The 16,273-nt window shown below is 47.3% G+C and carries 12 protein-coding genes and 1 tRNA gene; 7 read left to right on the top strand and 6 right to left on the bottom strand.

Annotation, left to right across the window (positions count from 1 at the left end; genetic code table 11):
* Positions 1 to 10: 10 nt before the first annotated feature.
* From ggt to MHM94_RS16665, 3 genes are all read left to right on the top strand, one after another.
* Positions 11 to 1,717: a gamma-glutamyltransferase gene (gene ggt / locus MHM94_RS16675; RefSeq protein WP_138508604.1), complete on the top strand. Its 1,707-nt coding sequence runs from the start codon at positions 11 to 13 to the stop codon at positions 1,715 to 1,717.
* Between the two features lie 172 nt (positions 1,718 to 1,889).
* Entirely contained in the window at positions 1,890 to 4,511 is a 2,622-nt protein-coding gene (locus MHM94_RS16670; RefSeq protein ID WP_235419204.1) for a family 20 glycosylhydrolase, read from the top strand.
* Between the two features lie 407 nt (positions 4,512 to 4,918).
* On the top strand, positions 4,919 to 6,226 hold the full coding sequence (locus MHM94_RS16665; RefSeq protein ID WP_022946057.1) for a sugar MFS transporter: 1,308 nt from the start codon (positions 4,919 to 4,921) through the stop codon (positions 6,224 to 6,226).
* Between the two features lie 81 nt (positions 6,227 to 6,307).
* On the opposite strand, the gene yjjG is transcribed toward MHM94_RS16665, so the two are convergent.
* The 4 genes from yjjG to MHM94_RS16645 form a co-directional block, all read right to left on the bottom strand.
* Positions 6,308 to 6,979, bottom strand: a complete 672-nt coding sequence (gene yjjG / locus MHM94_RS16660; protein WP_022946056.1) for a pyrimidine 5'-nucleotidase — start codon at positions 6,977 to 6,979, stop codon at positions 6,308 to 6,310.
* 2 nt (positions 6,980 to 6,981) lie between these two features.
* The gene (gene yjjX, locus MHM94_RS16655) at positions 6,982 to 7,542 is read right to left on the bottom strand and encodes an inosine/xanthosine triphosphatase (protein WP_138508601.1); all 561 of its coding nucleotides are present in this window, start codon (positions 7,540 to 7,542) and stop codon (positions 6,982 to 6,984) included.
* Between the two features lie 41 nt (positions 7,543 to 7,583).
* On the bottom strand, positions 7,584 to 8,441 hold the full coding sequence (locus MHM94_RS16650; protein WP_022946054.1) for an HDOD domain-containing protein: 858 nt from the start codon (positions 8,439 to 8,441) through the stop codon (positions 7,584 to 7,586).
* A 233-nt stretch (positions 8,442 to 8,674) separates the two neighbouring features.
* Positions 8,675 to 10,822 (bottom strand): TonB-dependent siderophore receptor, encoded by a 2,148-nt coding sequence (locus MHM94_RS16645; RefSeq protein WP_235419205.1) that lies wholly within the window; start codon positions 10,820 to 10,822, stop codon positions 8,675 to 8,677.
* 158 nt (positions 10,823 to 10,980) lie between these two features.
* Here MHM94_RS16645 and MHM94_RS16640 point away from each other — a divergent pair, with 158 nt between their 5' ends.
* Positions 10,981 to 11,445, top strand: coding sequence for a thioredoxin family protein (locus MHM94_RS16640; protein WP_235419206.1), 465 nt, complete (start codon positions 10,981 to 10,983; stop codon positions 11,443 to 11,445).
* Position 11,446: 1 nt separating this feature from the next.
* On the opposite strand, the gene MHM94_RS16635 is transcribed toward MHM94_RS16640, so the two are convergent.
* The gene (locus MHM94_RS16635; RefSeq protein ID WP_235419207.1) at positions 11,447 to 12,103 is read right to left on the bottom strand and encodes an NAD(P)H-dependent oxidoreductase; all 657 of its coding nucleotides are present in this window, start codon (positions 12,101 to 12,103) and stop codon (positions 11,447 to 11,449) included.
* 154 nt (positions 12,104 to 12,257) lie between these two features.
* Here MHM94_RS16635 and MHM94_RS16630 point away from each other — a divergent pair, with 154 nt between their 5' ends.
* The 3 genes from MHM94_RS16630 (at position 12,258) to MHM94_RS16620 (ending at position 16,005) form a co-directional block, all read left to right on the top strand.
* Positions 12,258 to 13,094, top strand: a complete 837-nt coding sequence (locus tag MHM94_RS16630) for a LysR family transcriptional regulator (RefSeq protein ID WP_235419208.1) — start codon at positions 12,258 to 12,260, stop codon at positions 13,092 to 13,094.
* A gap of 761 nt (positions 13,095 to 13,855) precedes the next feature.
* Complete coding sequence (locus MHM94_RS16625; protein WP_235419209.1) at positions 13,856 to 14,971, top strand: hypothetical protein; 1,116 nt, start codon at positions 13,856 to 13,858, stop codon at positions 14,969 to 14,971.
* A gap of 368 nt (positions 14,972 to 15,339) precedes the next feature.
* Positions 15,340 to 16,005 carry a hypothetical protein gene (locus MHM94_RS16620; protein WP_235419210.1) on the top strand — a complete coding sequence of 222 codons (666 nt, stop codon included), beginning with the start codon at positions 15,340 to 15,342 and terminating at the stop codon, positions 16,003 to 16,005.
* A gap of 76 nt (positions 16,006 to 16,081) precedes the next feature.
* Here MHM94_RS16620 and MHM94_RS16615 read toward each other — a convergent pair.
* Positions 16,082 to 16,158 (bottom strand) — tRNA-Ile (locus tag MHM94_RS16615).
* Positions 16,159 to 16,273: the final 115 nt, after the last annotated feature.

The raw sequence follows: 16,273 nt of genomic DNA, 5'->3' as shown, positions 1-16,273 counted from the left end.
AGAGTAGAGTATGAAGCGAATAACATTAGGACTATGCGCAGCAGGGATTTCGCTCAGTGTATTATCTGGGGTGGCCCAGGCTTATGATCGTATTACCGGCCATAGCTTTGCCAGCCGTTCGGAAGTGATTGCAACGCAAGGAATGGCAGCAACTTCCCAACCGCTGGCCACACAGGTGGCCTTAGATATTCTCAAACAAGGCGGTAATGCTATTGATGCTGCGATTGCTGCCAATGCCACGCTTGGCCTAGTCGAGCCCACAGGGTGCGGAGTCGGCGGCGACTTATTTGCCATTGTGTACTCAGCTGAGGATGACAAACTTTATGGTTTGAATGCCTCAGGGCGATCGCCCCAAGGCTTGAGTTTCGATGAACTAAAGAAACTCACCGCTGAGGAAGGTAAAATCCCCAGCTATGGGCCTTTACCGGTTTCTGTGCCCGGTGCTGTCGATGGCTGGTTTGAGCTGCATAAAAAGTTTGGCTCGTTGAGCATGGCAAAAATTCTAAAGCCGAGTATAGAGTATGCAGAAAACGGCTTTCCGGTCAGTGAATTGATTGCCTATTACATGCAGCGTAGTGTGTCAGCGCGGGCTCAATACCCGGGTTTCCAAGAAGTCTTTATGGCTGATGGTGAAATGCCGAAAAAAGGCGAGATATTTAAAAACCCGGCATTGGCTAATACCTATAAACAGCTAGCCATGGGCGGGCGTGATGCGTTTTATAAGGGCAAAATCGCCAAAGAAATAGACCGTTATATGCAAGCCCACGGTGGTTATCTGCGCTATGAAGATTTAGCGAACCATACTAGCGAATGGGTCGAGCCGGTGGCCAGCACCTATCGTGGTCATACGCTATGGGAGTTGCCGCCGAATGGTCAGGGGATCGCGGCACAGCAAATCCTTAATATTCTTGAAGACTATGATATTGCCGCCATGGGCTTTGATAGTGCGCAGTATATTCATACTTTTGTCGAGGCGAAGAAGTTAGCCTTTGCTGATCGCGCTAAATATTATGCCGACCCTGCGTTTAATGACATTCCTGTGCAACGGCTGATCTCTAAAGACTATGCCGACGAGCGACGCAAGTTGATTGACCCCAATAAAGCGGCGAAGCGCGATCAAGCCGGACCGGTAGAAGGGGATACCATTTACCTCACGACCGCAGACAAAGACGGTAACATGGTGTCGCTCATTCAAAGTAATTATCGCGGTATGGGCTCAGGCATGACCCCCGAAAAGCTGGGTTTTGTACTGCAAAACCGAGGAGAGTTATTCTCGTTGCAGCCCGGGCATTTTAATCAGTACCAACCCGGCAAGCGTCCGTTCCATACCATTATTCCTGCCTTTGTGACCAAAGATGGCGAACCGTACATGAGTTATGGGGTGATGGGAGGGGCAACACAGCCACAAATGCACGCGCAAATCCTCATCAATATGATTGATTTTGGTATGAACTTGCAAGAAGCGGGCGATGCGCCTCGGATCTTACATACGGGCTCCAGCCAGCCTACTGATGAAGTGATGACCGACGGCGGCTATGTATCACTCGAAACTGGCTTTAGTATGGAAACGCAGCGTCAGCTAATGAAAAAAGGTCATACCCTGCAAGGCGCAGTGGGGCCATTCGGAGGCTATCAGGCGATTATGCGTGACCCGGAAAACGGAGTTTATTACGGCGCCTCTGAAACCAGAAAAGACGGTCATGCGGCGGGATATTGATACCCTAGCAGGCAGATTGTATTAATTGATAAAGGCGGCTTCGGCCGCCTTTGTGTTTAATCAGCGGATGTAAATAGTCGATAAATGATAGCGCTGTCATTATGAATTTTATATGATGGTCGATAATCAGCCAAAAAAACAATAACACCAACAAGGGAAGGAATGAGTCACCATGTTTAGAAAACGCCTTATCGCCGCCTTAATGCTCCCCATTGCGGCTCAGGCTCAGCTGAGCCAAGAGCAAGTTAACCAGTTTGCTGCGAATACCGAGTTTATGTTCGCGGTAGAAGACAACTTCCACAACAAAGACCGCAGCTTTCTTGGCAGCATTACCCTGACTAACCGCTCCGATGTGGCGCTTCCTGCTGGCCAGGGAGATTGGCAAATCTACTTGCATAACGTGCGCAAAATGAAGGAGCAAAGCGTTAAAGGGCTGCGTATTGAGCATGTTAATGGCGACTTACATCGATTAATCCCCACCAGTGACTTTGCCGGTTTAGCCAGTGGTGAAACCCTAGTGATCCCATTTGAAGCCAGTGTATGGATAGTCGCTTACAGTGACTTTATGCCCCGTGCCTTTGTTGTTGCTAAGGATACTAAGCCTGCCATTTTTGCTAATACCGACAGCGAGGACTTTAGTGACTTCGTTACCCCTTTTAGTGAGCCCAAGCAGCTCCGCCGTTACAACAACCCCGAAGATAAAACCATCTTGGTTGATGCAAAGGTGCGTTTTGAGCGTAACCAAGGTTTAACCAAGGTCGATGCCGAACAAGCAGTTAAACGGATTATTCCTAGGCCACAAGAGGTGGATTACCATCGTGGCAGTGCGGTGTTAGACGAGAGCTGGAGTATCAGCTTTGCCGGGCAGTTAAGCTCAGAAGTTGCGCTCTTCACTGCGGATCTTAAAGCCAAATATGGCTTGAATCTCAGCGCTCAGGCCGACCACCTTAATACTGGCGAAGATAAAGTCATTAAGCTCAGTGTGGATGCTCAGGTCGGTGAGCCTGAAGGGTATTACCTGGAAATTGATGACAACATTATCCGCATCATCGGCCACGATAATGCCGGTGCTTTTTATGGTATGCAGAGTTTGTTGGCGCTGTTACCAGCGACCGGTGCGGCAACATTACCGAACCTTGAAGTGCGCGATAATCCCCGTTATGGCTGGCGTGGCATGCACTACGACAATGGCCGTAATTATCATGGTAAGGCAGCGATGTTCAAGCTCGTAGAGCAAATGGCGCGCTATAAAATGAACCGCTTACATTGGCATTTTTCCGAAGATGAGGGGTGGCGCTTAGAAATTCCTGGTTTACCCGAGCTTACCGAAATTGGTGCGTATCGTTGTTTCGACCTACAAGAAAATCGCTGTTTGCTTACGCAGTTGGGCACGGGGCCATTTAAGTCAGGTTCTGGCAATGGCTACTTAAGTCGCGCCGACTTTATCGAGCTATTGCAGTTTGCCAAAGCCCGCCATATTGAGATCATCCCAGAAATTGAGGGGCCCGGCCATGCTCGTGCCTCTATTAAAGCGATGGAAGCGCGTTATCGTCGTCTTAAGCAGCAGGCTGAGCAATATGCTCAAGGGTCTCTAACTAACCCACAACCCGATACTCAGGAATTTAGTCAGGTTGATTTAAGTGCCGCCACCCGCTATCTGCTCAGTGACCCAAAAGACACCTCCAGCTATATTACGGTGCAAAATTACACCGATAACTCAATGAATGTGTGCTTGGACTCAACCTATGCGTTTATGGATAAGGTCACTTATGAGTTACAGCAAATGTACCGTGAAGCGGGGACTAAACTTCGCTACTTGCACATCGGCGGTGATGAAGTTGGAGCTGGCTCTTGGATCGGCTCTCCCGCATGCCAAGCGCTATTTGCCGAAGCCAACAATGGGGTGGCCGGAGTGGCTGATTTAAAACCCTACTTTACTCAGCGGGTGGCGCAGTTGCTGCATAAGCGCGGCATTGCCCCTGGGGTGTGGGAAGACGGCATTATGTACGACAAGGTCAACCCGTTTAACCGCGATGAATACCCCAACGAGGTGTTCTTTACCAACGCCTGGGACAATATTTGGGAATGGGGCGTCGCCGATCGCGCCTATCGCTTGGCTAACGCCGGTTATCAAGTGATCCTCTCCCATGGCACACACTTATATTTTGACCACCCTTATGAAGCGCACCCACAAGAGCGCGGATATTACTGGGCAACGCGCTACACCGATACCGAGAAAGTGTTTGGTTATATGCCTGACGACCTATATGCCAATGCTGATTATACCCGCGCTCGCGATAAAATAGATAACCTCGAAGCCTTGGTGGGGCGACCAATGCCAGCCTTGGAAAAGCCAGAAAATGTGTTGGGAATGCAAGGGCAGGTATGGTCTGAAACGATTCGTACCGAAGAACAAGTCTTAGCCATGGTTTTCCCCCGTATGCTTGCGGTCGCTGAGCGTGCATGGCACAAAGCGAAGTGGGAAGGAGAGCAACCCGATTCTCGCGCACGCCAGCAGGATTGGCAGCGCTTTGCCAGTGCCTTAGCAATAAAGGAGCTGTACAAGCTCGATCGTGATGGCATTACCTTGCACTTACCGGTGCCTGGCGGTGTGATAGAGCAGGGTAAGTTGGTGGCTAATAGCGCCTACCCTGGGCTAGGCATCGAATACAGCCTAGATAATGGCAGCACTTGGCAGCCTTATAAGCAGTCGGTCACTGTCAGTGCGAACGCTGAGGTGTTACTGCGCTCACGGGTGAATAATCAAATCAGTCGCACCACTAGCGTGCGTTAATCACCGCATACATAAAAAGGCATGGCTGCGAGGCGATGCCTTTTTTGTATCCCTCCACTCATTGCATATAGACAGCGCAAAGCGCCGGTTAATAACCTTTGTAACCCGGCATAATTAAGGCAACTCTTTGTTATATAGCCCTTTATCAGGCTTACAAAATTCTTGCTGGTAAAATAAACGCTTTTGACGTACAGTTTATGGCAGCGCTGTCATTTTTGTGAACTAGGCGTTAGTTTTATCCTAACGTGCTGTGAAAAAAGCGCGGCTATAACAATAATATTTATATTCGGTGAGCTTGTGCGCTTACTTATATGCTGGCTTTGAAGTCAGCTTCCATCGAAACGGTAGAGATAACTATATGATCTGCTTAGTTTTGATGTTATCTATATCGACAACGAGAAGAGTTTATGGAAGCAACAGTGTCAACAACTAAAAAGCAAAGCAACTTTGTGCCTATGGCCATTGTCGCGACCCTGTTTTTTATTCTAGGGTTCGCAACATGGCTCAATGGCTCATTGATGCCTTACCTCCAACAAATTTTGAAGCTGACGCCGTTTCAGGCCTCGCTTATTCTATTTTCTTTCTATATTGCGGTTACTTTTACGGCTGTGCCCTCAGCACTAGTGATTAAGAAAATCGGCTATAAAAATGGCATGGCACTGGGTATGGCAACTATGATGGTCGCGGGGTTCTTATACATTCCGGCCGCCAAAACCCAAGTGTTTGCATTGTTCTTATTTGCCCAATTAGTGATGGGGATAGGGCAAACCTTGCTGCAAACAGCCGTTAACCCTTATGTCGTGCGCATTGGCCCTGAAGAGTCAGCGGCAGCACGTGTAAGTATTATGGGCATTTTAAATAAAGGTGCAGGGGTGTTTGCGCCTATGGTGTTTACTGCACTGATTATTAGCAACTTTACCGGTTTAGTGGGCAAAGAGCTCAGCCAAGATGATATTGATGCCATGGCTAACAGCTTAGTATGGCCTTACGTTGGCATGGCACTGTTTATCGGTGCGTTGGCGTTAGCTGTTAAATATTCTCCGCTGCCTGAGTTGGTCGATGATGAAGAGCAAGCAGGTGGTAAAGGTCAGGTTAAAGCCGCATTAGCGCACCCGAACTTGGCTCTGGGCGTGATGGCCCTGTTCTTGTACGTCGCGGTTGAGGTGATCGCCGGTGATACTATTGGCTCTTATGCACTCGCTCTCGGCGTGGAAAACTACGGGGTGATGACCTCTTACACTATGGTGTGCATGGTGGCGGGTTATATTCTCGGGATTATTCTTATTCCGCGCGTTATTTCCCAGCAAGCCGCACTCAGTGGCTCAGCAATTCTCGGTTTTGCCTTGGTGATTGGTATTACCACAGTGAGTCGCGACTCTACAGTGTTAGCGCAAGCATTGTTAGTGCCTTTTGGTGGGCCTGCACTACCAGACACGGTTCTGATGCTCGCTTTGTGTGGTCTAGCTAATGCTGTGGTATGGCCAGCAATTTGGCCACTGGCATTATCGGGCTTAGGCAAACTGACTAGCGTCGGCTCAGGCCTATTAGTGATGGGTATTGCTGGAGGGGCGTTCGGCCCAGTGTTTTTGAGTTTAGCGACCGGTTCAACGATTTCCGCAGAAGGACAGCAAAATGCGTATTGGGTGATGTTACCTAGCTATGTATTCTTCCTGTTCTATGCCCTCAAAGGTCACAAGATGACCTCTTGGAAGTAACTAATTTCTATTCCATTAGAAATATTCCCGTGTGTGAATGCCAGCCATGTGCTGGCATTTTTTATATTGGTAGGCTCGGCGTTACAGTAGCAACGTTCTTAGCTGGCACAGCGACTTTACTTCATAGGTTGGGGTCATATGCTCAGGGGCCTGTTTCTCATGGCGATTTAGCCAGCAAGTATCAATGCCCGCATTGATGCCGCCAACAATGTCCGATTCCAGCGTATCGCCAACCATCAGTATCTGCTCTTTTGGTGGGTGACCCATTAGCGCGAAGGCATGGTCAAATACCGCCATATGAGGTTTGGCATAGCCGACTTGCTCAGAAATAACCAACCACTCAAAAGCGCCTTTTAAGCCGGTTTTTTCTAATCGGGCGCTTTGTAGTTCAGTAAAACCGTTGGTGATAATGCCCAGCTTCGCTTTACCTTGTAGCGCGTTAAGCAGCTCGATTGCACCGGGCAGGGGTTGGCAAATTTCTGCCATCGCTTCCATAAATCGTAAGTTTAGCTCTCGAGCACTCACGCCTAGGCGCTCTGACCATTGCTCGAAGCGGCGTTCCTGTAACTGCTGCGCAGTGATGGTGTTGTCCTGATATGCCACCCATAATGGCCGATTTACGGCTTCGAAGGTGCGGTAATCAGCGTCAGCAAAGTCCACTTCATAGCGGGCAAACATGTGTGTTAAGCCCGCTTTAGCATCAAAGTGGAACAGGGTTTCATCGGCATCAAAAAGAATCCAAGGGTAGCGCATAATTAACGTGTACTCGCAAATAACTCACTGTGATTAAAAGGCGCCATTGCCAGTAACAAGGCCTGTTGATAACTGCTTTGACGGGTGGCGTGGCCTTGCGTTAACAAGCCAATAGCACCGCCTTGCTGTTTAATATTCTTGGTTGCAAAAGCCTCATCCATCACATTGCCAAGCTCTTGGCCTTGCTCTAGTTTTTGGTATAAGTGCTTTGGCAGCGGCAAATTGCAGCTACGTCCGACACTGTGCTCGTCGCCATGAGCGATAACCACAAAGGCAAAAGTGGCCGCCCCGTAGTCGAATTGCGCGGCGCCGCCTTCCATAGCCATGTAATAATCACCTTGATAATGCGCTTGGCAATAACGAATGCGGTTGTGTGCACCAAGCAGGGTTTGTGCCTCACCTAAAGGTTGATCGGCAACTCCTGAGGGAGCGTCCACACCTTGGCAAATAATGTCTCTATCCGGGAAGTAGGTGGCAAGGGCGGCTTTGGCGGCATTGATCTTTACTGGGTTTTTAGAGCCCACAATCAGCGTAATGGGTTTGTCGCTGTGGCATTCAAGCATGTGTCGTCCTTATTGTGCTGTTTGCCCAAAGTGTAGCATGCTCAATTGGCATTAAATATCAGTAGTGACTCTCCAGCTTCCAAACGGGCTTGATATTCATTTTGTTGCCACCCCAGAGTGGCTAATACTTGGCTTTCAATACTGGACCAATTATTAATGCTACGAAAGCGTTTGTGGGTATGAGCAATGTTTTCTGCCACCTTTAAAATGGCGTAGTACAAGCGCTCTTCTTCACTGCTTTGGTGTTCATCTAAAAAGTCTAAATCATGATGGCGAAGCACGGTATTGCACAGCACTTTCGGTAAATGCCAAGAATGGGCCATGTAAAAACCAAGGATGGCGTGATTACAGGGATAGCGTTTATCTTCAAGCTGAGTCAACGATGCATGGACGTTGTCGTTGGCTTCGTTTAGTACGTTCACGTAATCAGGATAATTCATCGCCATCACGGGAATGCCGATATCATGAAATAACCCCAATGTTTGTAAATTATCAGCAGGCAAGCTTCGCGTTAAGCTTTGGCCGATGTAAACGCATAAGCGTGAGATCTCGGTTGAGGTATCCCAGAACCGCGCTAGGGAAATGCAGCACCCTTGTTGCCGAAATACTTGTTTGAGCAAATAGCGGGAGACAATATGGCTAATAGTATTGAGGCCTAAGAGAATCACTGCGTAGTTAATATCGGTGATTTCCTTTTCTTTACCAAAATTGGGTGAATTTACCACGCGAAGCACGGTAGCTGACATCGCCACGTCGGTGGCAATAAGCTCACTAACAACATCAATACTGGGATCGTTGCGGTTTAACTCCGCTTGCAGCTGCTCTAATGCGGCGGGCTTAACAGGCAGCTTAAATCCAGCTTCTAGCTGTGACAGTAATGTTTCGTCAATACCTTGCATTGCCTCTCCCAAAGTTAGTTGGCGCGCATCAAAAAAGGATGCACCCGTGCTGAGCCTCTAGGGTTTAGTTGTTATACACCAAGTACAGTCACTATCACGCCTAAGTTTAGCGTAAATTCACGGTCGTGACCCGAAAAGTCGTGCACTTGCAACGTGTTATCACCACAGTGCTGTAGGGGGTAGGGCAAAGTGGTGCACTGCAAGGCAGCGCACCAAGAACATTCGATAAGGGTTTAGAACTGATAGCGCACTGAGGCTTTAAAGTTGCGTGGCGCGCCGTAGCGGTATTGATCGTAGAAACCTATTTGATTGTAGTAGCGTTTATCAAAGAGATTATCGAGGTTAATGCTGAACGTAAGGTGCTCAGAAACAGCATAACGAGCCATGATATTGGCGATACCGTAGCCACCTTGACCTACTTCTACTGGGCCGGTCACTGGATTTGAAACTTCATCAAAGGTTTCGCTTTGCCAGTTAATGCCACCACCGAGGGTTAAGCCAGCTAGGGCACCAGAAAAATCATAGGTAGAAAAGACTTTAATCTGATCTTCTGGGTTGGTTGAGTTTAATATCTCGCCTTCTGGTGTTTCGCCCTCGGCATGAGTATAACCCAGATACACTTGCCAATTTTCGGTGATAGCACCGTTAAGTTCGAGCTCTACGCCTTTAGTGCGAGTGCCGTCAATGCCTTTATAAATACGCTGCGTGGTGCCTGGAATGGTCTCGCCAGTGTATTCACCAACATTATCTTGGTCGATTTGAAACGCCGAAAAAGCAACATCGAGCTTGTCGTTGAACAAGGTGGCTTTAATACCCAACTCGAGGTTTTCTCCTTGCACCGGGTCGAGATATTGGCCTTGCTCGCCAATTAAGCTTTGTGGTGAGAAAATATCAGCGCTGTTGGCATAAACAACCCAGTTATCGGTGAGCGCGTAAGACAGCCCTAAATAGTAAGTGAGTTCGTCGTTTAGTGAGTAATCATGCGTCCGGCCGAAATTATCGGTATCGGTTTGCCATTGGTTTAAGCGCACACCGCTAATTACCGACAATGATGCCGTTGGTTTCAACTGTGCAGCCACATAGGCTGACTGTTGCTCGGTCTCACCATACGAGCCGTAAGCGGCGGTGTCAGCCCACTGCGGCGCAGGGAATGCATAATCATCTTGGCGAAAATCACCGACCTGGGTTGGGGCGTTGATTGCCGGGTAGTAAGGCGTGGCAAATTCTTGCTTCTGCTGATTCCAACCCACAAGCAGCTGATGCGATTGGCCTAGCCAGTCAAACTGACCCAGTAGCTCGATGTCGCCCGTGTGCTGCGTTCGTTCGGCGTCAATAAAGTTGACTGAGCCGGGGACCATGCCCTCATTGCTTTCCCGGTCGGGGTTTCCGCGTATCCACCAGACATCGTACTCTAAGTCGTTATCGCCATATATATAGCTGGCTGAGAGTTGCCAATGTGAATTGAAGTGATGCTCAAACGTCACCACCGAATTAAGCGCTTGGGTTTTTGATGATGACCAAGGTTGTGCCGTTGAGGTGCCACGGTCGTATTGCGTGCGACTACCATCACTATAAAATATCGGCATCCCTCCAGACATGGTTCCTTCTGGTTTGGTATATTGATAGTCAGCACTCACTCGCAATAAGCTAGCGCGACCAATATCGGTTTCAACTGCGCCGTATAAAGTGCTTTGGCTCTGTGCAAAGCGCGATTGGAAAGATTCACGATCGCTGTAGGCAGCAACAACTCGACCACGAACTCCCCCTTGTTGGCTCAGTGCCCCAGAGGCATCAAGGGTTGCTCTTTGGTAGTCCCATGAGCCCAGTGAAGCAGAGACATTAACCTGAGCGACCTCGGTTGGGCGTTTGCGGATAAGGTTGATAGCCGCAGAAGGGTTACCGGCTCCTAACATTAATCCAGTGGCACCGCGTACCACATCAACGCGTTCATAAATTGCTGTATCGGTTAAGTTATCACCGTAGTTGAAGCGGGTGTCGTAGGTAGTGGCAATACCATCGTATAAAATACTGTTGACGCCAATACCGCGCGCTCGAATGGAAAACTTGCCATTATCCGCTTCGCGAATACTGATCCCGGTGACAGCACCAATCGCCTCAACTGGACTGGTTAGCTGTTGGTCTTGCATACGCTGCTGGTTTATAGCAATGGCAGATTGTGGGGTATCAAGGTGGTTCAAATCCAGCCCGGTGGCGGAATTTAAAGACTCAACGCGATAGTCTCTGTTATTGAGCTTTTGTCCGGTTACCGTGAGAACCTCGATATGACGGGTATCGTCTTTAGGACTGGCTAAGGCGCAATTGATGGAGCTGAACGAAAGTAAAAGACTTAAAAAAGGTAGGGAAAATCTAAAAGAGCACATAAAATAAATCCGTTATTTTGATGAATAAAGAAGCGCTTACAGGATTGTGAAACTGCTAGACGCTTTGGAACTGAATTAGATACGCGAGCCATTATAAAGAAAGGTAAATAAATGTAAATCATTATCATTTAATGTTTTGCCATGACGCCGGAGGATAAATGAAAGTATTTCTAAGTGTTAGTTGCGCCCTGTTGTGTGCTTTGTTGATGGTAACACCCCTGCAAGCCCAGCAGATGCAGCAAGGAGCGATGAGTGGCGAGCAGTTGCTAAGCGATTACCCCGCTTTTCAACAGCATTACCAAGACTACCAACCCACAGAGCAAGACTTACAAGCAATGGCTAAGTTAGCTGGTAAGGAGTTAGTGGTGTTTTTAGGCACTTGGTGTCACGACAGTGAGCGGGAAGTCCCTAAACTGCTTAAATTGCTAAAGCACAGCGAAGTTGAGCTCGCCCAGGTGTCGCTCGTTGCCGTGGACTACCAAAAGCAGGATAAGGCGGGTGTGGCTCAACGTTTTAATCTTAAGTACACACCCACGTTTATTGTTCTAGATGAGGGGCAAGAAATTCACCGTGTGGTTGAAAAGCCCAACAAATCGCTAGCAGCCGACCTTACGCGGTTTTAAGTCATTGCGCAGTGAGCTGCTGAGCAAGCTCACTAAGGCGCGAAAATGCCTGCTCTCGAGATTGCTGGTGGCGCTCATCAGCAAATTCTTGTCCTTGTATTTGCACATCAATAAAGCGCTCTACACCTAGATAATGCGCCACCGTTTTCAGATGCGGCACTAAGTGGTTCATGGCGGCTTTATGCTCACCAGGCGCAAGGCCATACTCGCCACATGACCAACACAAAATAAGCGTTTTCCCTTGTAACAGTGGACGCAGGGGCGAATCACCCCGCGTGGCATCAAAATCGAAGGTTTTATTAATTCTGATCACCTGATCAACCCAGGCTTTTAATGCACTGGGCATCCCATAGTTATACATCGGGGTAGCCAAGACAATAACCGAGCTTGCCGCTAATTCGGCGATTAAGGTGTCCGACTCCAGCAGTGCCTGTTGATGAGAATAACTTCTTTGCTCGTCAGCGGTGAAACAGGCCTCAATCCAAAATTCGCTAATGGCACTGGGAGGGTGTTTGCCCACGTCTCTGCGGATAATATGCACCGCCTGCTGTGGTAATTGACTAATGAAATGGTCGGCCATTTGTCGAGATATCGAGCGGTAACTCGGGTTTTTCTGATCGGCGGCGCGAGCGCTGGCATCAATACGTAGTAGCTTCATAATTAACTCCGGTTGTTGGGGGAGTGATTACTATGGGCTTTTGAAGCACTGTGGCGCAAACGGATAAAACTCAGCTATGGATGAGATAAACTCATCTACTTGTGGTGCTCTATTCGCGTATACTCAATGCTTATTTACTCTTGGAGATAGAGTGATGCTGCCTTCTTTAAATGCGGTTAAAACCTTTGCCGTCGCGGCGCGTAAAAAAAGCTTTAAGCTCGCCGCTGCAGAGCTCAATGTCAGTGCCACCGCTGTCTCACACCAAGTACGTAATTTAGAGCAATGGCTAGGCAGCAAGCTGTTTATTCGCACTGCGCAGCAAGTTCAGTTAAGCGCCGCCGGTGAGCAGCTATACAGCCATATTCACGGCGCTATGGATGATATTGAACAAGGCCTCATGCAGCTTAAACGCCAGCAAAGTCGCCTGCTTATTCATACAACCAGCGCCATAGCCACGTGGTTGATGCCGCGCATAGAGCACTACCGCGCACAGCAGGGCGAGTTGGCCTATCAGCTCATCACTTCAGAGCAGATAGCCGTTACCGGGCAGGAGCTAAGTAATGAGATAAGCCTGCGCTTTGGTGACACCAGCACTGTGCCGGCATCGCAACGTGTGAGCCAAGCGAGTTATGGGCTCTACCAAGCGCCGCATAAAGCGGCTGAATCTCAGGTGTTTATTCCCACATGGAAACAAAAAGGCTTAACCGAGCCACCTTGGCAACAATTTATTGCCAGTAATAATTTGAATGAGCAGGATTTTGACCGCCAATACTACGATCTCGAATTTCTTATTTTGCAGCAGGCGATAGCCGGGCGTGGTTACGCGTTTTTACCGCAGACCTTTGCCCAAGACGCAGTGCAGCAGGGGCTGTTAGTACAAAGTCGGTGGCAGCCAGTGCCCAGCGAGCAGGGAGTCTATTTTTATCAGGGAAGTACAGATAAAACAGCGGCGGCACAGCATTTTATGCAGTGGCTACAGGAACGTGGATAGGTATAAAGTGAGGTTATCGGTTTCTTAACAGGGACCCTCGCCAAGGTCATTCTGATTAGTTATCTAAGCTGACAGGCAAATGTATGGAAGAAGTGAATGAGCACACCCTAGGGGTCGGCGCACAATATCTTTAAGCTATTGCTGATAGGTGGCTACTTGATGCCTTAGTTAATCCTGAAATACCTCAAGTACTTTGAAGTCAGCGTCCCAGCGACACCTACTATTAGCGAAGTACTTCACCTGAGATACACCACTATCAAACTCAAATTGTACTTCTCGATCAGTTTAAGGGAAGTGGACACTTCCTTTAAAAAAGCTGCTACTTTGGATGTGATACATAGTCGCTGCCCTGCTTAACTTGAACGAGCACTTATCTATATCTGTAGTTAGAGTTCCGTATGCATCTACGAGTTTTTTATACAGTAACAAAGCGCTTTCAAACCTTGCTTTTTGCGTTTACATAAATCGCTATTTCGCAAAGAGGTTTTCTTGTGAGGGATTGAATTTCTAAAATGTCTGAATACAGAAGTGTTAGAGGATTTAGAAAGGGGTATTGTTAAATAGGAGGTTTTCAATTAATATCAAAAATGCCAAGGCGCTAGCCCCACTTGCACGCGAGTGAAAAACAGCAACCTTCTATACCGAAAGGTAATCTTAAATCAGTACTATTTTATAAACATTACGTAGCTTGAGAAATCATCCGTAATCGCGTGTGGCTTTGATTATGAGCAGTTATTTGCCTCAAGCGTATGGAATTGTTTATGAAAAATTTAAAGACACTATCTCACTCTACTAAAACTCTACTAGCCAATGAGAGTTGTCGGGTTAAGCATACACACATCCTCGAATTAGTAGCCGCTGCCCATGGGTTTAATAGTCATGCTGCGTATAGCGCATCGAGCAATGTAGTAAAAGTCGCATCGCCTCAGGAGCCTATTAGGGCAGAAAAGTGCATTTTTCATAGAGCGCTAGAGCTCGGTTATGAGTCACAGTTGGCATTGAAAACCGCTCAGGTAATTAGTTCACAACAGTATATTTTGGAAGAGCCAATTACAGAGTACGTGAAAGAATATCTAGGGTGCTGTGATTCTGGGGAGGCTGAACGCTTCGAAGACTTCGATAATTTTTCAGAGGACGATGAGGAGGTATTCAACTTAGAAGTTGTTGAATTGTTGAAGCACTTTATCAATCAAGGAAATCATGAGCACATATACCTGGCTTTACTCCTCTCTGTGAATGAAATAAGTCACTATCATGAAAGTTATGACATGCGCGCGGCTGAGCATTGGTTAGCAAAAAGTCAAAGTGGAGCTCAATTATCCCTCTTGCAGCAAGAGATACTGGAAGCCTATAAGGTAACAGAGTTATTTAATGGGTTACTTGGTACAGTGGAGCGACAGCTAGAGCAGATGGACATTGATTCATTAAACCGCCCTAAACAAGTCTTAGATCTTCGGAGTCACCTTGAACAAGTTGAGTCTGATGCTTCAGTTAAATTTAGTGATTTATGTTACCTAGACCCGCTTGATGTAGTTTATGCCTTAGAGTTTCTATTAGAGCGCATAGCTTCAGATGCAGTCTTGAGGCTCCACGCTGATTGGTATAGAGCTTATTTATTGAAAAGTGCCAACAAGGAATCAATTGCTAGCTTTATAGGGCGACATATTTCAAATGAAGAAGCTTGGTTTTGGTACTACTTTGGCTTAAGTCGTGGGTTTGACATAACAGAGTCAAATCACATAGGAATTAATCCTGACACCGGTGAGGAGTGGGATGGTTACGGTCCTGTAGTAGTTGGAGGATATGACGGTATAGAACTGCCTCATATCGATTTAGCCTCGAAGACTAAAGTTGAATTATTTGTTAATGGGTACTAGCTCTGTCGAGCCCGACAGCTACGGCTATAGCCCCTCTTGACGTGTTGAGGGCAGTTTTGGGAGACGCTAGTTTTCTTGTTCGCTCGTTGTGAGCAGATTCACATTTAAGTTAACGCATCGATCACTGATGGCAAGTCGCCAATTTACCTGGTGGATGCCTCTCCCTCTCCTGGCCTTTTTTCTGGGTGGGATGATTGAGCCTAAGGCATCATGAGCAGTGGCCTTGAGTGGGGCGACTCTGCGAGTCCTCCCTACCTCTTCGAGTAGGTACGACTCGCAGTGACATATCCTATGTAGTATATTGATTTACAATCTTTTTATAACTTTAGTCGCCGGTGAAAAGGCCGTCTTCGACGGGAGAGTTTTTTATGGGAGAAGTGCAAAGTTCATCACGTCTTGCCTATGTTATAAGTGCAATGACATTGTCGGTTCCAATTCTATACCTAATTGGCTATTTCTATCAGTACGGGTATTTAGAGGAATATAATTTATCTATATCTCTATTTGGCGACTCGCTAGAGGGTTACCTAGTAAGTGCCTTTGTCTTTTTTATGCAAGCGTTTGTCATTATTTCGACCTTTTTGCAAGAACATCCATGGTCGGTATTGATTTTCGCGTTAGGCATATGGCTATACGGTCTTCTTATTGCGCTCGTTAATAGAAAAAAGGAGTCGATTAAAAGTAAAGCTAAGAAAATATCCAAGTGGGAACATTTTGATATCGTAATTTTCCCTATTGGTTTAGCTATAGCATCAGTAAGCCTTCCATCTATGATCTTTACCTTTTTTGCTGGAGCTATTTTAGGCATTTTGTTTAGTTGGGGCGTAGGACATCAAGTCGCTCAAAAAGAAATTAGCAATTTCCCAAAATGTGAGGGAGTCAGTAAGTGTATTTCTATAAGCAGTAAGCGGGGACGCATAGGTCAGGGTCGTGTTGTAGCTGCAACTGATAAATACCTGGCTATATATGATGGTATTAAGGTTTCCATTGTGCCAAATAATGAGCTGACATTTGAAACCCAACCTAAAAAATAACTATACAGCAACGTAGCACAGAGGTAGAACCTAAGGGATTCGGTTAGTCGTTGATAACAAGGAAGAGTAGGAAAAATGGTGGCCCCACCTGGACTCGAACCAGGGACCTAACGATTATGAGTCGTGCGCTCTAACCAACTGAGCTATAGGGCCATTTTGTGTTTTATAGTGAAGTCAGAGTAAACACATCCATGATGATAGTCACTCGGCTCGGTCATCCACGACCTCGCGTTCTTCACTTTCGAAGTGATGTTAAATCACTTCTCAA

The organism is Pseudoalteromonas sp. CNAT2-18.1 (genome assembly GCF_022347865.1).
Classification (GTDB): domain Bacteria; phylum Pseudomonadota; class Gammaproteobacteria; order Enterobacterales; family Alteromonadaceae; genus Pseudoalteromonas; species Pseudoalteromonas ruthenica.
This window is presented reverse-complemented; position numbering and strand designations above follow the sequence as displayed.